Source organism: Sporolactobacillus shoreicorticis (genome assembly GCF_024125445.1).
Taxonomy (GTDB): domain Bacteria; phylum Bacillota; class Bacilli; order Bacillales; family Sporolactobacillaceae; genus Sporolactobacillus; species Sporolactobacillus shoreicorticis.
In genome coordinates this window covers 188,939-210,828 of record NZ_JAMXWM010000006.1, presented here as the reverse complement: position 1 = coordinate 210,828, position 21,890 = coordinate 188,939, and the positions used below count along the sequence as shown (strand labels likewise).

Below are 21,890 nucleotides of genomic sequence, written 5' to 3'. Positions count from 1 at the left end.
AACCGGGAGAGGTCTTTTCTATTGCTGTTTATGCTTCCGGAACCGCATCATCAATTGCCGCTGTGGACAATCGAAGTTCCGAACGCTTTAACTTCAGCATTGCTTCTGCATAGCCGTCGGAAGTCTCATGAAGCGTGCTCAGCTGTTCTTCAGCCTCCGCTTTCGCTCTCTTCGCGCGTTCAACATCAATATCGGCCTTCTTCTCAGCGGCTTCCGATAAAATCGTAATACTGTTTCGACTTACCTGAATGAAGCCACCATGAACAGCCACATAATCAACAATTTTTTCATCTTCATGCTTCAATCGGACAAGCGCAATATCAAGTGGAGCAACAATTGGCAAGTGATGCGGCAGAATGCCTAATTCTCCGCTTTTGGAGCGTACACATACCATATGGACGTCTCCCTCATATACTTTGCCTGCAGGTGTGACAATATCCGTATGCACCGTACTCATCAGCCAGCCCCCTTCATTAGGTCTAAGCGGTTCATGCGCCACTCATTAAACCAGTTGTTTCGCTCTTTCCAGAACATCGTCAATTGTTCCCGTGTTTCGGAATGCTTCTTCCGGAATGTCGTCATACTTTCCGTCAAGAATTCCTTTAAAGCCCTTAATCGTCTCTTCAACAGAGACATAAGACCCGGGAACGCCGGTAAACTGTTCGGCAACATGGAAGTTCTGGCCTAAGAAGAACTGAACGCGGCGAGCACGGCTAACCGTCAGTTTATCGTCATCAGAAAGCTCATCCATACCAAGAATGGCAATAATATCCTGCAATTCACGGTATTTCTGTAGTGTCATCTGAACACGTTCAGCAACTTCGTAATGTTCCTCACCGACAATATCCGGCGACAGCGCACGCGATGTAGAAGCGAGCGGATCAACAGCCGGATAGATTCCGATCTGTGTCAGGGAACGCTCAAGGTTCGTCGTCGCGTCAAGGTGGGAGAAGGTTGTGGCCGGAGCCGGGTCGGTATAGTCATCGGCAGGCACATACACAGCCTGAATGGATGTTACAGAACCTTTCTTCGTTGACGTGATTCGTTCCTGCAGACGACCCATTTCTGTTGCCAGTGTCGGCTGATAACCCACGGCTGACGGCAGACGACCAAGCAGCGCAGATACTTCAGAACCTGCTTGAGTAAAACGAAAAATATTATCAATAAAAAGCAGAACGTCCTGCCCATCTACATCACGGAAATATTCCGCCATGGTCAGTCCGGACAGTGCAACGCGCATACGCGCACCCGGTGGCTCGTTCATCTGGCCGAACACCATGGCAGTCTTTTTAATAACGCCTGACTCTGTCATTTCATAATAAAGGTCATTACCTTCACGTGTACGTTCACCTACGCCGGCAAATACAGATACACCGCCATGTTCTTCGGCAATGTTGTGGATCAATTCCTGGATCAGGACGGTTTTACCTACGCCGGCGCCGCCGAACAGGCCAATTTTTCCACCTTTAATATATGGAGTCAGAAGGTCAATAACCTTGATACCTGTTTCAAGGACCTCCGTTTTCGTCGACAATTCGGCAAATTTCGGCGGATCTCTATGGATCGCATGTTTTTCAACCTCCGGAGCAACCGGTTTGCCATCAATGGCTTCTCCAAGAACATTGAAAACACGTCCAAGTGTTGCGTCGCCAACCGGCACTGAGATCGGCGCACCGGTATCTTCTACTTCCATGCCACGGACAAGTCCGTCAGTTGAGTCCATAGCAATCGTACGCACGGAGTCGTCGCCAAGGTGCAGGGCGACCTCAAGAGTCAGATGAATGTCCGCTTCATTGGAGGACTGCGCTTTATTATTTACGATCAGAGCGTTGTTTATTTCAGGAAGATGGCCGCGTTCAAATTTAACATCAACAACGGCGCCCAAGACCTGAGTCACATACCCTTTGTTCATGAAACTACCTCCTATCAACTAGGTTTCCAAAAAGTCCGGGAAAAAGAGCTGCACGGATTTATCGGCTCTTTTTGAAGCAATAAAAATTTCTAACAATAGGTTTTATTCGAGAGCGGCTGCGCCACCGACAATTTCAGTAATTTCCTGAGTAATAGCGGCCTGACGCGCACGGTTATAAGAAAGAGACAAATGATCGATAATATCGCTTGCGTTGTCCGAAGCGCTTCTCATCGCAGTCATACGAGCGGCCTGTTCGGCTGCCTTTGCATCAAGCAAGGCACCGTAGATTTGGCCCTGCGCATAAAGGGGCAGCAAGCTCTCAAGCACCTCATCTTCATCCGGTTCATAGACATAACGGACTTTTTCCGTCGGTTTGCTTTCAAGATCCGTCAGCGGAAGCAGCTGTTTATCCACCAATGTTTGAGAAATTGCGTTGACAAAATGGTTATAAACCAAGTGCAGTTCATCAATTTTTTGGGTGTCATATAAGCTGATTGCCTGCTTAGCGAAATCCAATACATCGTCGAAAGCAATATCATCCGGAATATCCGTTTTGCTCAGAGTTACAGGAAAGCCACGCTTTTCAAAGAAATTCAATCCGACTTTACCGGTCACAATGATCAAATATTCATCTTTGGACTCGTGCTTTTCCCGAATTAAATTTTGCGTATATTTCAACACGGTACTGTCATAAGCACCTGCAAGTCCTCGGTTTTCCGTAATGACCAGATATGCGGTTTTCTTTACCGGCCTGCTGGCAAGCATCGGATGCTTGCTGTTTCCGCCCTTTGGCAAGGTGCTCGCGATACTTGCCACAACTTCACGCAGCTTATCCGCATAAGCCGAATAGTCCTGCGCCGTTGTCTGCGCGCGATTTAATTTTGCTGCCGCTACCATTTGCATTGCTTTAGTAATTTTTCGCATCTGTTTCGTAGAAGCGATCTTTTCTTTTATATCACGCATTGAAGGCATGTTCGTTCACCACCCTTGAAAGCCCGTCTGATCTTAATTATGTACCATCATAATCAATCGGATCAGGCCAATCTTCAGAAGAATGTGCGTCTTTAAAAATTGTATCGATACGATTTTCCTACAGGTTTATTCAGCCTCGGTAGGAGCAAAGGTCTTCTTGAACGCGTTAATCGCATCGGCAAACGCCTGATCATCCGGAAGCTGTTTTGTTTCACGAATTTTATCAAGAATACTCTTGCCGTTTTGTTCAAGATAAGCAAGCAATTCTTTTTCAAAACGTTTTACATCTGCAATCGCAATATCATCAACGTAGCCCTTCGTCAAGGCATATAAAATAGCAACCTGCTTTTCAACTGGATACGGTTTATGAAGATCCTGTTTGAGAATTTCAACCGTGCGAGCCCCTCGATCCAGCTTTGCTTTTGTTGCTTTGTCAAGATCAGATCCGAATTGCGAGAAAGCTTCCAGTTCACGATAGGATGCCAAATCAAGCTTCAAGGTACCGGCAACCTTTTTCATTGCTTTAATTTGCGCAGCACCACCGACACGAGACACCGAAGTACCGGCGTCGACTGCAGGACGAATACCTGAATAGAAGAGATTTGATTCAAGGAAAATCTGCCCGTCAGTAATTGAAATAACATTGGTTGGAATGTAGGCTGAAATATCCCCGGCCTGCGTTTCAATAATCGGCAGCGCAGTAATTGACCCGCCGCCCAACTCATCACTCAGTTTTGCTGCGCGTTCCAACAGTCTCGAGTGCAGATAAAAAACGTCGCCCGGGAATGCTTCACGGCCTGGCGGACGGCGAAGCAGCAAGGAAAGTTCACGGTATGCCGCCGCCTGTTTGGACAGATCATCATAAATAATCAATACATGCTTGCCATTGTACATGAACTCTTCGCCCATTGTAACGCCGGCATACGGCGCCAGATAAAGCAGCGGAGCCGGTTCGGATGCACCGGCAGAAACGACAATCGTCTTGTCCATACATCCATATTCTTTCAGTGTGTTTACAACATTGGCAACTGTTGACTCTTTTTGACCAATCGCAACGTAAATACTGATAACGTCTTGATCTTTTTGATTAATAATCGTGTCGATCGCAATTGCTGTTTTACCGGTTTGACGGTCTCCGATGATTAATTCACGCTGACCGCGGCCAATCGGAATCATTGCATCAATTGCTTTAATACCGGTTTGCATCGGTTCGAACACTGACTTTCGGTTCATGACGCCCGGTGCCTTCTTTTCAACCGGACGTGATTTATCGGTTACAATCGGTCCCTTTCCATCAATCGGCTGACCGAGTGGATTGACGACGCGGCCAAGCAGTGCTTCGCCGACAGGTACTTGCATAATGCGTCCTGTTCGTTTTACCGGGTCACCCTCATGAATATCTGTAAAAGAGCCAAGAATGACGATTCCGACATTGTCCTCTTCAAGGTTCTGAGCCATACCGAGGACGCCATTGGAAAATTCGACAAGCTCGCCCGACATGACACTGTCAAGGCCGTGGACGCGAGCGATTCCGTCGCCGACAGTGATAACCGTGCCGACTTCGCTCACTTCAACAGTTGATTGATAATTTTCAATCTGCTGTTTAATCAATGAGCTGATTTCTTCCGCTTTAATGCTCACGATATTTTCACCCCTGTCTCCCTACTTTAATCTCCTGTTTGAAGCCTGCAAGCTTACCTGCGACCGATCCGTCGAAAAGACGGTCACCGATACGAAGCAGAATGCCTCCAATGATTGCTTCGTCAACATGAGCGTGAATACTCAACTTCTTGTTCAATGCTGTACCCAGACGTTCGGCAAGATCTTGCTTTTCTTGTTCGTCCAGTGCGGTAGCAGTTGTAATTGTAACATCAAGGATACCGCGCTTCTCATTTGCCATGTGTGTGTAGGCTTCAAGCACATCATCGATTATGGCTTCACGCTTGCGGTCGATGAGTAATCTCAGCAGATTAAGGACTTCAACACCTGCCTGTTTTTCAAACAGCTTCTTCACAAGTTCCTTTTTATTGTCACTGCTTACTTGAGGATGCATCAGAACGCGGCGCAGATCTTCATGTTCATAGAGGCCCTCGGCTACACTATGCAATTGAGACTCAATCACATCAACTTCGCCCCGCTCCTCTGCAACTTCGAATAGCGCCTTAGCATAACGGTTCGCTACGATTTCGCTCATCGCTGATTCCCCACTTGTTTCATCAACTGGTCAATCTCATTTGAATAATCTTTAGGATTAATTTCCTTTTCAAGCACTTTAGACGCGAGCATAACCGACAGGTCGGCAACTTCATCGCGGATGGCGGCAATTGCCTTCTCTTTCTCAAGGCCAATTTCTTCATTCGCATCTTTAATCATCAGATCCGAACGATTTTTCGCTGCTTCAATAATTGCTTTCGCTTCAGCGTTCGCCTGGCTCTTCGCTTGTTCGATCATTTCATGTGATTCCCGGCGTACCTTGTCCAACTCCTCTTTCTGCAGTTCAAGATACTTCTGGGAGTCTTCACGGCTTTTTTCCGCAGTTGTAATCTGGCTATTGATGTACTTCTTACGTTTATCCATAATAGCGACAACTGGGCCAACCGCTTTCCAAGCAATCAGCACCATCAACAGCAGGAAAATCACTAACTGGGCAAGGATCGTTCCCAAGGAAAATGACATAGCATTGCCACTCCTTTCGCTTATTGTTGTACTTTACTGCTGTCACCCTTTTATTATCTCAAGCCTTTTGTTTTTAGCTAGCATTCGACGCGTTTTAAAGACAACAGTACGTTTTAGTCAAATAAGCCCGAAAAGTACCAGAATACCAAAGGCGATCGAGATAATCGGAAGGGCTTCGATAAGTCCGAAAAGAATCATCGTTTGTCCGAACAGAGTACCTCTTGCTTCCGGTTGGCGAGAAATACCTTCCATATAGCGTGCAAACAGAATACTGTCACCGATACCTGCCGCAAGAGCTCCTAAGCCTATCATGAGTGCACCAGCAAGAATTGTAGTCATAAAAAAATTCCTCCCAAAATTTTATGGTTGTTTTGTGCAAAAACATACGTTCTATAATGAACGATCAATCTGAGGACACTTTCTGTCCGATGTAAACCATAGCCAGCACAGTAAAAATATATGCCTGAATGCAGCCTACAAAAATAGAAAAGCCCATCCAAACAAAGAGTGGAACTGCTGTCAGGTACAATGCACCTTCTCGTAAAATTAAGATCAGAACTTCGCCGGCAAATATATTGGCCCACAGACGAGCAGCATGTGTCACCGGTTTGGCCAACTCATCAATAATATTAAATGGGAACATCCACCAGTACGGTTTGAAGTAATCTTTTGCATAAATCAGTGGATGTTTCACCGCACCGGCAACATGTGAATAAAGCATTACAGCACCAGCCATTGCAAAAGTCACATTAAGATCTGAAGTTGGCGACTTGAACCAGCTGACCGAATGGTTAGCTGCCTCTAAAGCGGAAGCTGTAAGCCCAAGTGACGGAATCGGCCCGGTTACTTCTGCCGTTACATCAATAATAACTCCTAATAAGTTGGCTATCATGATAAAAAGAAAAGTGGTCAATGCAAAGCTGATATACTTAACCGATTCCTTTTTCTCCATCATAATACCTGTGATACCACTGATAAAGTCAATGATGTACTCTATCGCATTCTGTTTACCGGAAGGCCGAATAGCCATACGCCGTGTTAATGTCACAACAATCAGAAATACAATCACCGCGGTGACAAGGCTACCTATAATAGTCGTTAGATCAAATGTCAATCCGATAAATTTCACTTTTGGAGTCAGATCCATGATTTTCCCCCCTTTCATCCGTAGAAATCATGCTGTTACTTCTCCAAGAACAGTCATCCATCACCACCATACGGATGATTTTTGCTGTTCATCCAGTGAAAATCAATACGGGCCAGAAAATGTTCAACCAACATCAATGTGGATCCAAACAGGTAATTCGCAGGCGGGCATATGTAATTTAACATTCGCTTGTAGATACCTGATCGAATTCTATATTCTTCAATCAAAAACATATGAATGAAGAACTATTATATAAACTGATTAATCCGCCGAGGAGAAAGCCGCTGGCCAGCGCTCTCATCGGTATCAAAAACCAGATTAACCCAAACACACTTGTATAGGCAATGGTAACAATCAACAAAACACGTGAAAACCATTCCATGACCGGTTTCATTGCTTGTCATTCCTTCATTAAGGATTTCAAGGTATAGAAGCAGCTGAACAGTCCCAGAAAGAAACCGGCGACTGCACAGATAGGCAGCCACAGATGTCCTGTTCCATATCGTTCATCAAGAAAGTTCCCGCCCAGCGCTCCAATGATGATAAAAGCGAAAACCTCAAATCCCATTGCGCTTACCGTTGCAGCAATCTGCAATGAATTAGGCTTTTTTTTCTGCTTCATAAGGCCTCCTCAGCAGTGATGATTCAGCTGTTCTGTTCAGACATAGCTTAACCGAAGAAAAACACATTATAAAAGTTTCGAAAACGGTCGGCTGAAACTGTAGTCAGACATAAATCGTTCACAAGGCATTTTTACCTCTTGCCAAAGAGATTCCTTAATACAATCATCTTTAGAAACAGCTCATCAAAATGACATTTCTTTAACATTTTAGCGAAAGCGCTATCTTTATGCAATATTTATGAAAGTATATGTGATTTTGATCATTGCAAATTAAAACATTAATGTGTTATCGATTTTTTTCGTGTTTTTCTTTATAGTTAGAATTCTAATCACTTTTTTCATAGTCGGCACATCAAAAATGTGACAAATCACCAACAATGAAAACATTCCTCACAGAGCATGTCAGGAAAAGAAAAGATTTTTCACATCATAGTGCCCATGTTTTTCATTATTTCGTGCCAAACAGACGATCTCCGGCATCCCCCAGACCCGGGACGATGTAGCCATGTTCATTCAGTTTCTCGTCAAGAGCCGCAAGATAGATGTCCACATCGGGGTGCTCTTTCTGAACTTCTTTAACACCCTCCGGAGCTCCAATCAGGCACATCAGCTTAATGTTGACACCGCCTCGTTCTTTTAAGGATGTAATCGCAGCCGCTGCCGATCCGCCGGTTGCCAGCATCGGATCAACAATAATCAAGTCGCGTTCTGAAATATCAGCAGGCAGCTTGACATAGTATTCTACGGGTTTCAGCGTTTCCGGGTCGCGATAGAGTCCGACATGACCAACCTTAGCGGCAGGAATTAAATTCAGCACGCCATTAACCATACCCAGACCCGCACGAAGAATCGGAACAATGCCCAATTTTTTCCCGGCGATTCTGTATGCTTTAGCTGTTGAAACCGGTGTCTGCACCTCAACCTCTTCTAAAGCAAGATCGCGAGTGATTTCAAAGGCCATCAACGTGGCGACCTCATCCACCAATTCGCGAAAAGCCTTAGTACCCGTTTTATAATCCCGTATCATCGTCAATTTATGTTGAATCAACGGATGATTAAGTACGACCAGTTTACCCATTTTGTCCTCCATCCTCCAATCGCCACGACAGCAACCGAAAATTTTAATCCAATTGACATTGTTAAAGAAAGATGCCGGTGGTCACTGTTAAGCGGTTCATCATTCATGACAATCCGTTCGATAAACAGTGCCGAATAAAGCATCATCTTTGCATTTTTGCATTAAAAAGTCGGGCCGAATTCTCCCGAAGCAATCATTTTAACAATTAAGCAAAAGCACCGGTTCCTTCAGCATACAGCGGATGTTTCTCAGTCAATACATGTACTCGCCGCACCGCTTCGTCTAAAGTCTGCTCATCGTCCGGATTTTTAAGCGCCAGTGCGATAATCGAAGCAACTTCTTTCATATCGTCTTCTTTAAATCCTCGCGTTGTTACCGCCGGTGTCCCCATGCGTACGCCACTTGTCACGAACGGTTTTTCCGGGTCAAACGGAATTACATTCTTATTCGTTGTGATTCCGACAGCATCAAGAACTGCTTCCGCTTTCTTTCCTGTAATTTCGAGACTGCGTACATCGGCAAGTACAAGATGGTTGTCCGTTCCTCTCGAAACAAGATCGATCCCCTGTTCTTGGAGAGTTGCTGCAAACGCCTTGCTGTTTGCGATGATCTGAGCCGCGTATGTCTTGAACTCCGGTTTAAGTGCCTCGCCTAAAGCAATCGCCTTCGCGGCAATGATGTGCATCAGCGGGCCGCCTTGAATTCCAGGAAAGATCGCTTTATCGAGCTTTTTTGCAAATTCCTGCTTGCAGATAATCATACCGCCGCGCGGACCGCGCAATGTTTTATGTGTGGTTGTCGTCACGAAATCCGCATAAGGTACCGGGTTCGGGTGAAGTCCTGCGGCAACAAGTCCCGCAATATGCGCCATATCCACCATCAGGTATGCACCAATGCTGTCGGCAATCTCGCGGAACTTTTTAAAGTCGATAATTCGCGGATAAGCACTCGCTCCGGCTACAATAAGTTTCGGTTTATGTTCTTTCGCCTGACGAGCAACCTCATCATAATCAATCGTTTGCGTTTCTTTAGTTACGCCATAATCCACAAAGTTATAGAGCTGCCCGCTGAAGTTGACCGGGCTTCCATGGGTCAAATGCCCACCATGTGCCAGTCTCATGCCCAAAACCGTATCGCCGGGTTTTAATAGAGTCTCATACACGGCCATATTTGCTTGAGCGCCTGAATGAGGCTGCACATTCACATGATCGCCGCCAAAAAGCTTAAGCGCCCGATCTCGCGCAAGATCTTCAACGATATCAACGTATTCGCAGCCGCCATAATAGCGATGTCCCGGATAGCCTTCCGCATATTTATTGGTCAGAACTGAGCCCGCCGCTTCAAGCACCGATGTACTGACAAAATTTTCAGATGCAATTAGTTCGATTTTGTTCCTCTGTCTGCCTAATTCTTTCTCAATCGCTTGATACAGTTCAGGATCATTCGCTTTAATACCCTTCATGAAATGCGTGCAACTCCTCTCAAGTCTAATTCAAGTAAAGTTTATCACATTTTATCCTATAAAAGTGAATGTTTGCGAAACAAATACAGTGCCCCATCTTCCCTATGAACGCAACATGCCAAATGAATTATTTCATCGCATCGCACTCATGGTATACTAAAATGAGCACTGAATTTAGAGGTGGGTTTATGAAACGGCTCTATAAATGGCTCCTTCCTTCACTGATCATTCTGACGCTCATCGGCACGCTGCTGATTCGGATACATCCGCCAAAGGACGATAAAGTGCCGCGGACAGCAAACCGGAATCTGCTCTCAGCATTGACAACGGATCGCGCCCAATATAAACCGGGACAGCCGGTCATCTTTTCCTTGCGTACAAACGAAAAATCGGTTCGGTTAAACATTCAATATTATCGCCTTAATCAAGCAATTGATCAAAAGTCGTTTAACTATGCGCGCGACATCCCATAAGTGGACGTGGACACCGCCAAGCAAAAATAATCAAGGATATCTGGTGGTTATCGAGGCAAAAACTCCGACGAAAAAACAGACAGCATCCATCGCTGTCGATGTATCCGAAAACTGGGATAAATTTCCTCGTTATGGTTTTCTCAGTGCTTTTCCATCATTATCACAAGATCAGATTGCCAAAACGATTGCCCGCCTGAATCGTTATCATATAAATGGTCTGCAGTTTTATGATTGGAGCGCGAAGCATCATCAGCCATTAACGGTTGCAAGCGGGAAGGTACCCGATTCATGGACGGATATCGCAAATCGGCAAATCGAGAAAAAGACTATTCTGTCTTATATTGATGAAGCACATCGTCGACAAATGAAAGCAATGTCCTACAATCTTATTTATGGTGCGCTTGCGAACTCCGAGCAGGATGGAACGCAGCGCAGCTGGTTTCTTTTTAAAGATCCGGATCATGATCAGGTGGATGTCAATTCCCTGCCAGACGGATGGAAGAGTGCCATCTATTTGATGAATCCGGCAAATCAAGAATGGCAAAACTACCTGACCAGTCAACAGAAAAACATTTATACGTATTTACCTTTTGACGGATGGCATATCGATCAGCTTGGTGATCGCGGCAAAGTGTATAACAGCGACGGACAACCCGTCGCCCTCGCCGACAGTTTCACTCCTTTTCTCTCAAGGATAAAAACAGCAGATCCAAATAAATCGCTTGTCATGAATGCCGTCGGACAATTTGGCCAGTCAGATATTGCAAAAGCACCGGTCGATTTTCTTTATACCGAGGTCTGGGACGATAATGACCCTGACTATTTCAATTTGAAACAGATCATTGACACGAATGCTAAGCTGTCATCGGGGAAGAAAAACAGCGTCCTAGCTGCTTACATGGACTATGATCATTCAGGTCATTTTAACGAAGCTGGTGTTCTGCTGACGGACAGCGTCATTTTCGCATCCGATGGCGCCCATCTGGAGCTTGGTGAGCATATGTTGTCCAAGGAATATTTTCCAAATCATGATTTAACGATGACCGCTTCGCTTTCGAGTCAACTGGTTCATTACTATGATTTTCTAACCGCTTATGAAACGCTTCTTCGCGATGATGTCGAAAATGCGGCTGTTCGTATCCATTCAAACAAACGGATTCCCATTTCGAATGTTCCGACTCAAGGACACTTATGGGTATTTGCGAAAAAAAAGGCACAAAACAAAATAATTCATTTCATCAATTTTCTCGATGCGAATTCAATAAAATGGCGTGATCGTGACGGCACGCAGCCAACGCCACAAATAAGACATAACCTCGATTTTACACTGGATGAAGCAAAGCCGATAAAGAGTGTTTGGCTCGCATCGCCGGACCGGAAACAAGGCCAGCCAATACCGCTGCGTTTCAAGCAAAAAAGCGGGCGCGTTCATATCATGCTTCCTACGCTCCGCTACTGGGACATGCTTGTTTTTGATTATAGATAACAAATATTACTATTCATGATGCTGAAACACCCTCATTCCAGCAAATTGGAAAGGGGGTGTTTCAGCATTCTCTTTGCCCCATCATCTCTTTCATCGGATAAACAGCTCGTTCTCCACCAATGAGCTTCGGCCGTGTTCGCGCCATCACCAGGTGGGCATTGCCAATAGCTGTAACGCTGCTGCGAACGGGCACTGCAACATGCTTGAGATGCATGCCAATCAGCGTGTCACCGATGTCCAGCCCCCCGTCGGCCCGGATAAATTCAACCACAATCGGATCATTCATATGTTCAAATGCATAGGCAGCCATTGATCCACCTGCATGGCGGATCGGACGTACGGTTACTTCATCATAATTGTTCTGCTCCGCTAATTGTCGATCAATGACAAGTGCTCTATTTAAATGCTCACAGCATTGAAAAGCGAAATGCACTCCGGTTTGTTCATGACATTTTTTTACCGCTGCATAAATAGATGCAGCGGTATTCAGCGAACCTGATGTGCCGATCTTTTTCCCTTCCACTTCACTCGTACTGCAGCCGACTACAAGCAACATTTTGTTATTAAAAGGCATTACTTGCCGCAAATTTTCCAGTGCCTGGCTCATCTCTTGCATTCGTTTTGGATCAAGTACCTCCATAATCATACCTTCCTCGTATCGATAATAACTACACCGTTATTATAACAGGTTATGCTGATCCTGCACCGATCATGCATGATTTGACATCGTTCATCATGAAGGTTTCATTACCCGGGAAATAATACAAAATCTTTCAAAAACGCATATTCCCATATGGCCTTTTAAATCGAATGCTGCAGCAATAGCTTTAACCCAAGCAGAAAAAGGATAATTCCGCCAAGTACCTCGCCGTATTTGCCAAAAAATTTTCCCGTTTTTCGACCGAGATAAAAGCCTGTCCATGCCATCATCATGCTTGTCAATCCAAATAAAAAAACCGTTGCCAGCAATTTAGTACGAAACAGACCCATACTTAGGCCAACCGAAAAACTGTCGATGCTGACACTGAACGCAAAGACGAGTAAACTTGCATCAGAAGTGTATCCTGTTCCCGAATGAACCGAGGATGGGCGTACCAGTGACAAAATCATTTGAAAACCGATAATCAGAAGTAATAATCCGCCAGCCATTTCCGCAATGGTTCCAAAACGGGTAGACAGCAAATGGCCTAAAACGATGCCAATCAATGGCATAAGGATATGAAATAGACCAATCCACATGCCTGCCCAGACCGCTCTTCTCATACGGAACACGGTCATGCCCATTCCCATACAAACTGAGAATGCATCCATACCAAGTGCAATCGCCATGATACTCATGGCCATAGCCTGATTGATCAGCTCTTCTGTCACGCTCGTCTCCTCCTTCATGTTCATAAAACACTTTATGCATGTCCACCAGCAAATAGACATTGGAAACAAAAAAGCACCTCTGCTCATAAGAGCAATGAGATGCTGTTCGTATCTGAATAAAATCAGTGAATAATCACTTTTGTATGTCCGCTGACAGGAATCTTCACATACAGAATTTTTTCTGCCGAGTCAAAATAATAGCCTCTGCTTTTTTCATCGAGATCTTTGAGATTGCTTACTTTAGTGTATTTTTTTAAACCGCCGATTACCAATTTCGGATCTTTTGCATCGTGCAGCTTTAATGTATAGCTCTTAAGATCCGAATGGTATCGATTAATCTTCTGATCTGCGCTGAATACAGTCGTCCGGCCAATTTTACCAACTTTTATATCAGTCAAGTTGTATTGACCTTTGATATAATCCTCCGAGATTCCGTCATCCTGATAGTAACTATAAGTCGCTTTATGATCAAGATAAGTGTCAAGCGTCAGATTCGTCAGTGGTTTTTCGCCGGTATGTTGTTGAACATCATCACGACTAGGAATGATGGAATCTTTCTTCACGTAGATAGGCAGTGTTCCGAGATCAGCTTGTTTGCTGATCGTTTGTCCACCTTTGTACTCTGCACCAGTCCAGTAGTCGATCCATTTTGCCCCATCGGGTAAGTACACGTTACGTGAAGTTGCTCCCTGAGTCAATACCGGCGCAATCATAATTGAATTACCGAACATGAATTGGTCTTCGGTATTGTGCGTGTTCGCATCATCCTGGAATCGATATACCAGTGGTTGAAGAATAAGATTCCCTGTCTCATGAGCGCTTTTAAATGCGTTGTACAGGTATGGCATCAGCTCATAGCGCATATTGATATACTTGCGGCTAATATCCTCAACTTGCTTGCCAAATTGCCATGGTTCTTGCCTTTGCATGTATGATTCTGTTGTAGAAGGACTCTTACCGTCATTATTATAATGATCTCTGGAAAGCGGGAGGAAGGAACCAACCTCCACCCAACGCGCAAACAATTCCGGTGTACATTCTTCACCTAATTCTTTATTTTTTGAAAATCCACCGATATCATTTCCTACAAATGGGAATCCGGTTAAGCCAACATTTGCGTCTTGTGATATCGACATTTTTAAATGATCCCAATTACTATGATTATCGCCTGTCCATGTGGCTGTTGTATAACGCTGAGCGCCGGTATACAAAGAACGTGTTAGTACAAATGGTCTGGTATTTGGTTTTAAGCGTTTAAAAGCTTCGTTTGTGGCTTGATCCTCAAGAAATGGATAAATATTGTGAACCTCTTCATGCGTATACTTACTGCCATCGTCTGCTTCAAATATCCTATCCAATGGTAACGTCCAGTGATCTTCTTCGCTGAAGTTCACAGGCTCATTCATGTCATTCCAAACTCCGTCTGCGCCTTTGTCAAACATCGCTTTATGCTGCTGCGCCCACCAATCGCGAGTATCTTTCTTTAGAAAGTTGGGGAACACGGATTTGGATGGAACGCCCCATGGCCAAACTTTTCCCAAAAAGTTGCTTCCGTCCGGATTTTTAACCCAAAGATCTTTTTGTGTCCCTTCTGTATAAGGGGCGTATTCCGGCTGACCCGGATCAGGTACTCTAATCGCCGGATCAATAATTGTCGTATAGTGTAAGCCAAGATCTTTCAACGTTTTGTTCATTCCGTTCGGATCGGGAAAGTTTGATCCCCATGTAAAGTTTTTATAGTCATCCATCCATTCGATATCCAGCATGAGACCATCCAATGGAATCTTCTTGTCACGGTACTCCTTGGCAACCTGCTCAACATCATTTTGATGATAGCCCCATGATGATTGTTGAAATCCCAATGCCCATTCAGGAGGCATTTGCATTTTCCCTGTTAAGTCAGTAAATCGATTAATAACGTCTTTCATTTTTGGGCCGTTGATGAAATAATAGGTAAGTTTGCCGCTATCGGCATAGAAGTAATAGTAATCGTCACTTTCTTTCGCAAAATTATAATAAGAACGCCATGTAGTATCGAATAAAATACCGTACGCCTTTTTGTCGTTCAAACCGATAAAAAACGGAACAGAGGAATAACCGTACTTTGCCTCATATGGAAACGGATCCTGATGCCAGACAGCTTCTTCCTTACCACGCTTATTCAATCCATCGGTTTTCTCACCAATACCATAAAAATTTTCACTTTTGTCTGTTTTCTTGAACACATAAGGTTTCCCATTTTCATATCCCATGCCTTGATTAGCATCTTCATTGATCGTTTTCCCGTTTTTGTCCAGAAATTTGATTCCGAACGGCTTTTGTTTAATATCTATCGTTAAGCTGTTTGTCGTAATGACGATTTTCTTATTGGATTTATTTACTTTGAATTTAGAAGTTGGCCAATCCGTTTTCGCAATCCCCACAGTGTTTTCTTCTTTATCGCCTTTGTTTAAGAGCGATACTTTTGCTGTATCGGATGAGAGCACTCGAATATAAGCTTCCTGTTTCCCCAAATCTAGTTTGACACCGTTATTCAAGCGCTCTACATTTTGTACGCTCATAGGCTTCTCTAGATTATTTTTATCCAAAGGTTTCTCAGGGTGAGGCTGCATATCTGCATACGCCGTTTGAGCAAAATAAGTGGACGGCAAAAGTATTGAAATGACCAGTGCGATCATTAGCCATCCTTTTATTACTCTTTTTAAAATCATATTTTTACACTTCCTTATCCCATTTTCTTCAATTGACGGATTCAAATTTCGGAATTTACTTTTTTGGATCCTTTGTTACAACAACTGAAATATAGAAAAAATTATAAAGTTGGGCACTAGGAAGTATAATAGTGTACTATACTATTAGTGTCTCAATGTTTTTTTATTCTCAGACATGAGGCAACAATAAATGATCAGACAGTGCATTGTCTGGTCATTTTCTTTTACGCATTTTGCGAAAACGATTGAGATAGGTGTACTTAAAGAAAATTAACGGATAAAGATGACGGATCGGACTAACCATACACATCCCAAAGCTGGACACAGCGACTATTTTGGCAGAATGGATCAGCAGCATGAACTCTTTTCTGCTGATTTAGTAAACATTTGCCTTTCAAAAAATTAATAATGTCTGGCACGGGATCACCTCCTTTCTTTGAAATCAGTTTAGCATACTAAAATTTGTTGTTTTAGAAACGTATAATATATTCACCAAGATAGGAAAATATTCTCATTTATATAAAAATTTTATATTATATAATGTAGGTACAAACCAGATTATTTTGAATTTGCTTTAACATCTTGATTCATAACGCAAACAGTATATCAAAAGATTTACTGTAATGAAGACCCGCAATCAATTTATTATCATTTCTTTAGCAACTATTAACGTTTGTTGCCCAACCGTAATAAAAAATACAGATTTATTTGTCGATTATATTGAACGGGGTGTTAATCCTTTGAAATCCCTTTAGACGAGATCGGCAATGTGGGTCCTACTGATAATTGTCTTTTTGTGAGAACAATCTCTTAGCTCATTGAATGGATATCAGGTAGTTTTGCTCTTTATAAGTTCTGCATAAGGGATTATGTTATTGATTTCTTCAGGATTGAGTCCTCCAAATTGTTTGATCAAGGTGTACATAATGTTTTTCCCAATGCGGTCACATGAAATGCCAACTGGTTTTATTTGCTTCCATTGTGGCTGCCTCAGTTTTACACCGCAAAGATCCAGAGTTTGCTGCCATCAATGCAGTCATTGAACAATTTCACCCTTCGTTTTACCAATGGAATAGCAACACAGGCACATCGGTGCAAAGATGAATCAGGACAGAAGCCCTTCCTTTAACCAAAAAAAGCAAAAAACGCCTGGGAATCGTTTGATTCTCTGACGTTTTTTCATTCTGCATTCTGGTTGATTAATCAACAACTCGTCCGCCTGCTGCTTTGGAAAGCCGATTCATAACCGCTTTGCCGATTCCGTTTTCCGAGAAAGTTTCACTGTAAATGACATCAACCTTTTTTTGATCAAAGCTGCGAAGTACGTCAAACAAATGATGGGCCACTGTTTCCGGTTTGCTCCGTTTGCCGCAAACGAGAACAGCATCCGCCTCAGGGTAGCTGTCCCTATTTTCTTCAGTTGTCAGTACACCGATCGTTCGGCCGCTATTTTCCTGAGAAGCAATGAGTTCATGAATTCTGTCTTTGCCGGCCGGGACCAGATACATCATCGCTTCCGGAGCATAGTGCTTATATTTCATACCTGGTGCCTTAGGCGTCTGATCCAAGCGAGTCAACCCGGGGTCATCTGCCACCGCACCGACCGCTTCAATCAATTTTTCCTTTGATATACCGCCGGGACGAAGAATCGTGATCGGTGTCGTTGTGCAATCCACAACAGTGGACTCAACGCCGACGCCCGTTTCCCCTCCGTCGAGAATTCCTGCGATTTTACCATCTAAGTCGTGAAACACATGATCCGCTCGTGTCGGGCTCGGTCTTCCTGAACTATTTGCCGATGGTGCAGCAATAGGCAGTCCGGAGGCAAGGATCAGCGCACGCGCGACCGGATGGCTCGGCATACGAACCGCGACCGTAGGTAACCCAGCTGTTACCGCGTTAGAAACCTCTCCTCGAGACGGCAATACGAGCGTCAGCGGCCCGGGCCAAAATGTATCGATTAGCTTCTTGGCAATTGGATGAATTTCGGTGCATAGAGCGCGCACCTGTTCCAAATTAGCGACATGGACAATTAACGGATTATCGCTTGGTCTTCCTTTTGCTTCATAAATTTTTTGAACGGAATCCCGTAATTTCGCATTGCCGCCAAGTCCATAAACGGTCTCAGTCGGAAAGGCAACAATCTCGCCCCGGACAAGTTTCTCCGCTGCCGCTTTGATCTGAGGCGTCTGTTCGAGATCAACGGCTTCAGGATCTACTCGCCACACTTGCGTTTCTATCATTTTCGTTTCCCCTTTTTGTTAGCTTTATCTCTTAAACTGTTTTCTTATCTGCATCAAATAAGGCCGGAGTATCTCCGACCTTACATTGTTTCCGTATCCACCATACCATTCGGACAGGCTGCGCGCAACGCTTTTACCCGGCAATTGAGTGCCAAACTTTGGTGAAAAAATCAACAACAAATGAATGGACTTCAACCTGATCCGTCTTTTTTTTCGGAGATTCAGCAGTCGGATCTCCACTCTGCTTGGGCTGCTTTGCCGGAGATACGGTAGGCGAATCTTCACTTTGCTTAGGCTGCTTTGCCTGCTGCGTCTTCGTTTCCTTTGCCGGTTCTAAAGCACTCTGCGCACTCGTCTTCTCCTGAACAGCGGCTTTAGGATTCGCAACTGCCTCACTGTTTGAAAAGTCTAAGAAGCAGAGCGGCGGGAAAAGCACACACCACCAGTTCGCACCTTTACCGTCGCCCAAGGTTACGACAAGTGCATCATATTTCCCAGCCGGATAGACAAAGCTGCCGTACATTTTCGTAGGAAAATTCGCTTGTCCTAATTTTATTTTATAAGCGCTGCGCGCGTGTGCTTGTTTCAGCGTCTGTTCAACCGTAGCCCTCAGCTCCGGCATATGTGCACGAATGACTTGCTTTGCTTGGTCCGATGTTTTTAAATTCTGAACCCACTGCGTTATGTTTTTGTTCACCGCGTCGCGAACCTGCCGTTTTACTGCCTGATCTGCCGGAGAATCGCTATTTGCGAGAATACGCAGCCGAATCGCATTTTGTGGAATCGGCCCTTTCTGATCTGCTTTTGTTGTGCTGTATTGCCAGAAAAAGAACACAAGTACTAGATTAATAGTTAATAAGAGCATTAAGCCAAATGATTTTTTCATATTCCCGCCTCCACATCAGACAGTGTGGACACAGAAACAGGAATCTAAACGCACCTGCGCCATTTATTCATGCAACAGATTCTTGAGAACCGTCATGACATTGCGGTCACATCCGGCAATATCTTTTTCCACCGCTAAATTTTCAATTTGATTTGAAAATTTATCACGAATCAAGTCGGCGACAGCACGCCCTTGAGACGCACCAATTTCAAAAGCTGCGATAAAAGTATGAGCATTCCCGAAAATCGAGGGCAGTGCAGCAACAATTTCTCTGTAAAAATCCAAACCGTCTTCCCCGCCGAACAACGCTAAATGAGGTTCATAGTCGCTTACGGTGTCATTCAGCTCACTCATTTCCTTCCGGGTAATATATGGCGGATTCGACACCAAAAGATTGAAGGATTCACCCTGCAACGGTGCAAGCAGATTTCCTTGTCTGAAATCCACACGTGCACCCAGTATTGCAGCGTTTTCTCGCGCCACACGTAAAGCTTTTGCTGAAAGGTCAACGGCAGTTACATGCCAGTCCGGATGCTCAAGTGCCAGTGTGATCGCAATAGCACCGCTTCCGGTACCGATATCGCAAACCGACAGTTGTTTCAAATCCGCTGCATAGCGATTCACCCATTGGCCGACACGCCAAATCAATTCCTCAGTCTCCTGACGCGGAATCAGCACATCCGGTGTGACTTTAAATGTCCGCCCATAGAAAGATGCCGAGCCAAGCATGTATTGAACAGGCGTTCCATGCAGCACATGATCTCGGACCTTGCCCCGTATCCACACCGCATCCTCGTGGGCCACAGGTTCGTTCGCATCCACAATAAGATCCGTTCGCGAAAGACCAAGGCGTGCGCAGAGCAGTATTTCTCCTATATTTTCATCTCGATGGTGCGTGTTCAAGTAAGAAGACGCCCAATTCAGCAGTTCATATCTCTTCTCTGTCACCCAGCATCCGCCTGTTCCATCTTCTTTTCCTGCTCATTCAAGATCAGCGCATGAATGATATCATCAAGTTTGCCATTTAAGACTTGGTCCAGTTGATGAATGGTCAAACCAATTCGATGATCCGTCACGCGATTCTGCGAAAAATTGTAGGTGCGAATCCGTTCTGAACGATCCCCGGTTCCCACGGCAGATCTTCTTGTTGAATCGTATTTCGCCTGTGCTTCTTTCTGATACTTGTCGTAAACACGTGCGCGCAGCACTTTCATTGCTTTTTCTTTATTTTTTATCTGTGACCGTTCCTCCTGGCAGGAGACGACAATACCAGTCGGAATATGGGTCAAGCGGATTGCCGACATCGTTGTATTGACGCTTTGCCCGCCCGGACCGCTCGAGGCAAACCGATCAACACGAATATCCTTATCATTCAGCTCAACCTCGACCTCCTGAGCTTCCGGCAAAACAGCTACTGTCGCAGTCGACGTATGAATGCGTCCGCCCGATTCCGTTTCCGGAACACGCTGAACGCGCTGCGCCCCATTCTCATATTTCAATTTTGAAAAAGCGCCTTTTCCCGAAATCATACATACAATTTCTTTATAACCGCCAATTTCATTCGAACTTGCGTCAATAACTTCAGTTTTCCAGCCTTGCTGTTCGGCATAACGTGAATACATTCGGAACAGGTCGCCGGCAAAAAGTGCTGCCTCATCGCCTCCGGCAGCGGCACGTATTTCAAGAATAACATTTCGGTCGTCATTAGGATCCTTGGGAATAAGCATCTGTTTCAATTCTTCTTCAAGATGTGCCTGATCCTGCTCAAGACGGTTGATTTCATCGTGTACCATGGCTTTCATGCTCTCATCCAATTGTTCTTCAAGCATCGACCTGGCATCAGCCAATTCCGAAATTATATTTTTGTATTTATGATAAACGGTAACAATTTCTTGCAGGTCCGACTGTTCCTTAGAATATTTGCGTAATTTAGCCGGATCGCCAATTACCACAGGATCAGCCAGCAGCTGATTCAGCTTCTCATATCGTTCTTCCATGGACTGTAGCCGTTCAAACATTTCATTCACCCCGCCATTTATGCGTCGCACATATCCGTCCGTGTTGCGATTCCCTTATTATATTATCATAATGCCTGAGTTTCAGTGATTGATTGCAAAACGCCTACACATAGTCGTAACTTGGCTGTTTATGCGGCACAAAAAATAGACCGTTTTTTATAAACGTCAGTCCTTTGGAGATTAAGATAGAATTCGGGTCACACGATTGGGGGATGGCTGTAGCAATGACGGCAAACCGGATAGTAGCTTTCATTTCCGCCGATTTGGATCTGATCTCCTGTATAAACTGGTTTCCCTTCTCCGTCAATACGAAGATTCATGGTTGCCTTCCGTTCACAGAACCAGCAAATGGTCTTCATTTCTTCTATCTTATCTGCGTAAAGTAGCATGTACTTACTGCCTTCAAACAACTCATTACGGAAATCATTCTTAAGACCAAAACCCATGACCGGGATATGTAATTGATCAACAATTTCGGCAAGCTGAAGCACGTGCTCCTTAGACAAGAACTGCACTTCATCAATTAGGACACAGTGAGGGCGCGGCTGGTAATCGCTTACCTCAGCAAACACATTTGTTGTATCGAAAATAGGAATCGCACGTCTTTTAAACCCAATTCGACTGGAGATCGATCCCACCTGATCACGATTATCAATTCCTGAAGTAAACAGCAGGACGGATTTTCCCTGTTCCTCATAATTGTGGGCAACCTTGATGATTTCAATTGATTTTCCACTGTTCATCGCACCGTATTTAAAAAAAAGCTGAGCCATACATTATTCGTCCTTTCATCGTCTTTATCATTCTCATGCTTGTAAGCTGCCGGAGAAAAA

Annotated in this window: 22 protein-coding genes; 2 read left to right on the top strand and 20 right to left on the bottom strand. The window is 44.4% G+C overall.

From position 1 onward, the window contains the following. Positions 1 to 28: 28 nt before the first annotated feature. The 12 genes from NIE88_RS07535 to glyA all read right to left on the bottom strand — a co-directional run bounded on the left by NIE88_RS07535 (position 29) and on the right by glyA (position 9,869). On the bottom strand, positions 29 to 457 hold the full coding sequence (locus NIE88_RS07535; protein ID WP_253060708.1) for a F0F1 ATP synthase subunit epsilon: 429 nt from the start codon (positions 455 to 457) through the stop codon (positions 29 to 31). Positions 458 to 502: 45 nt separating this feature from the next. Beyond that, on the bottom strand, positions 503 to 1,912 hold the full coding sequence (atpD, locus tag NIE88_RS07530; protein WP_253060707.1) for a F0F1 ATP synthase subunit beta: 1,410 nt from the start codon (positions 1,910 to 1,912) through the stop codon (positions 503 to 505). A gap of 102 nt (positions 1,913 to 2,014) precedes the next feature. Then, positions 2,015 to 2,884 (bottom strand): ATP synthase F1 subunit gamma, encoded by an 870-nt coding sequence (atpG, locus tag NIE88_RS07525; protein WP_253060706.1) that lies wholly within the window; start codon positions 2,882 to 2,884, stop codon positions 2,015 to 2,017. Positions 2,885 to 3,010: 126 nt separating this feature from the next. Beyond that, the gene (gene atpA / locus NIE88_RS07520) at positions 3,011 to 4,525 is read right to left on the bottom strand and encodes a F0F1 ATP synthase subunit alpha (protein ID WP_253060705.1); all 1,515 of its coding nucleotides are present in this window, start codon (positions 4,523 to 4,525) and stop codon (positions 3,011 to 3,013) included. A 7-nt stretch (positions 4,526 to 4,532) separates the two neighbouring features. Continuing rightward, complete coding sequence (locus NIE88_RS07515; RefSeq protein ID WP_253060704.1) at positions 4,533 to 5,078, bottom strand: F0F1 ATP synthase subunit delta; 546 nt, start codon at positions 5,076 to 5,078, stop codon at positions 4,533 to 4,535. Then, positions 5,075 to 5,560: a F0F1 ATP synthase subunit B gene (gene atpF / locus NIE88_RS07510; protein ID WP_253060703.1), complete on the bottom strand. Its 486-nt coding sequence runs from the start codon at positions 5,558 to 5,560 to the stop codon at positions 5,075 to 5,077. Before atpF ends, NIE88_RS07515 begins: the two co-directional genes overlap by 4 nt. A 117-nt stretch (positions 5,561 to 5,677) precedes the next feature. Beyond that, positions 5,678 to 5,899, bottom strand: coding sequence for a F0F1 ATP synthase subunit C (gene atpE, locus NIE88_RS07505; RefSeq protein ID WP_253060702.1), 222 nt, complete (start codon positions 5,897 to 5,899; stop codon positions 5,678 to 5,680). Between the two features lie 64 nt (positions 5,900 to 5,963). Continuing rightward, a complete protein-coding gene (gene atpB / locus NIE88_RS07500) occupies positions 5,964 to 6,707 on the bottom strand; it encodes a F0F1 ATP synthase subunit A (protein WP_253060701.1) in 744 nt (247 codons plus the stop codon). A gap of 223 nt (positions 6,708 to 6,930) precedes the next feature. Continuing rightward, positions 6,931 to 7,101: a hypothetical protein gene (locus NIE88_RS07495; RefSeq protein ID WP_253060700.1), complete on the bottom strand. Its 171-nt coding sequence runs from the start codon at positions 7,099 to 7,101 to the stop codon at positions 6,931 to 6,933. Positions 7,102 to 7,107: 6 nt separating this feature from the next. Further along, positions 7,108 to 7,329, bottom strand: a complete 222-nt coding sequence (locus NIE88_RS07490) for an AtpZ/AtpI family protein (RefSeq protein ID WP_253060699.1) — start codon at positions 7,327 to 7,329, stop codon at positions 7,108 to 7,110. 448 nt (positions 7,330 to 7,777) lie between these two features. Next, the gene (gene upp / locus NIE88_RS07485) at positions 7,778 to 8,407 is read right to left on the bottom strand and encodes a uracil phosphoribosyltransferase (RefSeq protein WP_253060698.1); all 630 of its coding nucleotides are present in this window, start codon (positions 8,405 to 8,407) and stop codon (positions 7,778 to 7,780) included. Positions 8,408 to 8,612: 205 nt separating this feature from the next. Further along, complete coding sequence (gene glyA, locus NIE88_RS07480; protein ID WP_253060697.1) at positions 8,613 to 9,869, bottom strand: serine hydroxymethyltransferase; 1,257 nt, start codon at positions 9,867 to 9,869, stop codon at positions 8,613 to 8,615. Between the two features lie 188 nt (positions 9,870 to 10,057). Here glyA and NIE88_RS07475 point away from each other — a divergent pair, with 188 nt between their 5' ends. Continuing rightward, complete coding sequence (locus NIE88_RS07475; RefSeq protein ID WP_253060696.1) at positions 10,058 to 10,342, top strand: hypothetical protein; 285 nt, start codon at positions 10,058 to 10,060, stop codon at positions 10,340 to 10,342. Beyond that, positions 10,323 to 11,828: a glycoside hydrolase family 66 protein gene (locus NIE88_RS07470; protein WP_253060695.1), complete on the top strand. Its 1,506-nt coding sequence runs from the start codon at positions 10,323 to 10,325 to the stop codon at positions 11,826 to 11,828. Before NIE88_RS07475 ends, NIE88_RS07470 begins: the two co-directional genes overlap by 20 nt. Before the next feature lie 61 nt (positions 11,829 to 11,889). Here NIE88_RS07470 and NIE88_RS07465 read toward each other — a convergent pair whose 3' ends face one another. From NIE88_RS07465 to NIE88_RS07430, 8 genes are all read right to left on the bottom strand, one after another. Continuing rightward, positions 11,890 to 12,468 carry a TIGR01440 family protein gene (locus tag NIE88_RS07465; protein WP_253060694.1) on the bottom strand — a complete coding sequence of 193 codons (579 nt, stop codon included), beginning with the start codon at positions 12,466 to 12,468 and terminating at the stop codon, positions 11,890 to 11,892. Between the two features lie 161 nt (positions 12,469 to 12,629). Beyond that, the gene (locus tag NIE88_RS07460; RefSeq protein WP_253060693.1) at positions 12,630 to 13,217 is read right to left on the bottom strand and encodes a manganese efflux pump MntP; all 588 of its coding nucleotides are present in this window, start codon (positions 13,215 to 13,217) and stop codon (positions 12,630 to 12,632) included. A gap of 104 nt (positions 13,218 to 13,321) precedes the next feature. Then, entirely contained in the window at positions 13,322 to 15,910 is a 2,589-nt protein-coding gene (locus NIE88_RS07455) for a glycoside hydrolase family 31 protein (RefSeq protein ID WP_253060692.1), read from the bottom strand. A gap of 1,199 nt (positions 15,911 to 17,109) precedes the next feature. Beyond that, positions 17,110 to 18,153, bottom strand: a complete 1,044-nt coding sequence (locus NIE88_RS07450; protein ID WP_253060691.1) for an L-threonylcarbamoyladenylate synthase — start codon at positions 18,151 to 18,153, stop codon at positions 17,110 to 17,112. Positions 18,154 to 18,286: 133 nt separating this feature from the next. Next, complete coding sequence (spoIIR, locus tag NIE88_RS07445) at positions 18,287 to 19,039, bottom strand: stage II sporulation protein R (protein ID WP_253060690.1); 753 nt, start codon at positions 19,037 to 19,039, stop codon at positions 18,287 to 18,289. Positions 19,040 to 19,102: 63 nt separating this feature from the next. Continuing rightward, on the bottom strand, positions 19,103 to 19,987 hold the full coding sequence (prmC, locus tag NIE88_RS07440; protein ID WP_253060689.1) for a peptide chain release factor N(5)-glutamine methyltransferase: 885 nt from the start codon (positions 19,985 to 19,987) through the stop codon (positions 19,103 to 19,105). Further along, the gene (gene prfA / locus NIE88_RS07435) at positions 19,984 to 21,057 is read right to left on the bottom strand and encodes a peptide chain release factor 1 (RefSeq protein WP_253060688.1); all 1,074 of its coding nucleotides are present in this window, start codon (positions 21,055 to 21,057) and stop codon (positions 19,984 to 19,986) included. The genes prmC and prfA overlap by 4 nt, the downstream gene beginning before the upstream one ends. Before the next feature lie 197 nt (positions 21,058 to 21,254). Continuing rightward, positions 21,255 to 21,830 (bottom strand): thymidine kinase, encoded by a 576-nt coding sequence (locus tag NIE88_RS07430; RefSeq protein ID WP_253060687.1) that lies wholly within the window; start codon positions 21,828 to 21,830, stop codon positions 21,255 to 21,257. Between the last annotated feature and the right edge of the window lie 60 nt (positions 21,831 to 21,890).

Coding starts and splice junctions, on each gene's coding strand:
- atpG (WP_253060706.1), bottom strand. CDS start 2,884: ATGCCTTCAATGCGTGATATAAAAGAAAAGATCGCTTCTACGAAACAG.
- atpD (WP_253060707.1), bottom strand. CDS start 1,912: ATGAACAAAGGGTATGTGACTCAGGTCTTGGGCGCCGTTGTTGATGTT.
- atpB (WP_253060701.1), bottom strand. CDS start 6,707: ATGGATCTGACTCCAAAAGTGAAATTTATCGGATTGACATTTGATCTA.
- NIE88_RS07475 (WP_253060696.1), top strand. CDS start 10,058: ATGAAACGGCTCTATAAATGGCTCCTTCCTTCACTGATCATTCTGACG.
- NIE88_RS07450 (WP_253060691.1), bottom strand. CDS start 18,153: ATGATAGAAACGCAAGTGTGGCGAGTAGATCCTGAAGCCGTTGATCTC.
- NIE88_RS07455 (WP_253060692.1), bottom strand. CDS start 15,910: ATGATTTTAAAAAGAGTAATAAAAGGATGGCTAATGATCGCACTGGTC.
- glyA (WP_253060697.1), bottom strand. CDS start 9,869: ATGAAGGGTATTAAAGCGAATGATCCTGAACTGTATCAAGCGATTGAG.
- prfA (WP_253060688.1), bottom strand. CDS start 21,057: ATGTTTGAACGGCTACAGTCCATGGAAGAACGATATGAGAAGCTGAAT.
- NIE88_RS07535 (WP_253060708.1), bottom strand. CDS start 457: ATGAGTACGGTGCATACGGATATTGTCACACCTGCAGGCAAAGTATAT.
- NIE88_RS07430 (WP_253060687.1), bottom strand. CDS start 21,830: ATGGCTCAGCTTTTTTTTAAATACGGTGCGATGAACAGTGGAAAATCA.
- NIE88_RS07465 (WP_253060694.1), bottom strand. CDS start 12,468: ATGGAGGTACTTGATCCAAAACGAATGCAAGAGATGAGCCAGGCACTG.
- NIE88_RS07515 (WP_253060704.1), bottom strand. CDS start 5,078: ATGAGCGAAATCGTAGCGAACCGTTATGCTAAGGCGCTATTCGAAGTT.
- spoIIR (WP_253060690.1), bottom strand. CDS start 19,039: ATGAAAAAATCATTTGGCTTAATGCTCTTATTAACTATTAATCTAGTA.
- atpF (WP_253060703.1), bottom strand. CDS start 5,560: ATGTCATTTTCCTTGGGAACGATCCTTGCCCAGTTAGTGATTTTCCTG.
- atpE (WP_253060702.1), bottom strand. CDS start 5,899: ATGACTACAATTCTTGCTGGTGCACTCATGATAGGCTTAGGAGCTCTT.
- upp (WP_253060698.1), bottom strand. CDS start 8,407: ATGGGTAAACTGGTCGTACTTAATCATCCGTTGATTCAACATAAATTG.
- NIE88_RS07495 (WP_253060700.1), bottom strand. CDS start 7,101: ATGAAACCGGTCATGGAATGGTTTTCACGTGTTTTGTTGATTGTTACC.
- NIE88_RS07490 (WP_253060699.1), bottom strand. CDS start 7,329: ATGAAGCAGAAAAAAAAGCCTAATTCATTGCAGATTGCTGCAACGGTA.
- NIE88_RS07460 (WP_253060693.1), bottom strand. CDS start 13,217: ATGAAGGAGGAGACGAGCGTGACAGAAGAGCTGATCAATCAGGCTATG.
- NIE88_RS07470 (WP_253060695.1), top strand. CDS start 10,323: ATGCGCGCGACATCCCATAAGTGGACGTGGACACCGCCAAGCAAAAAT.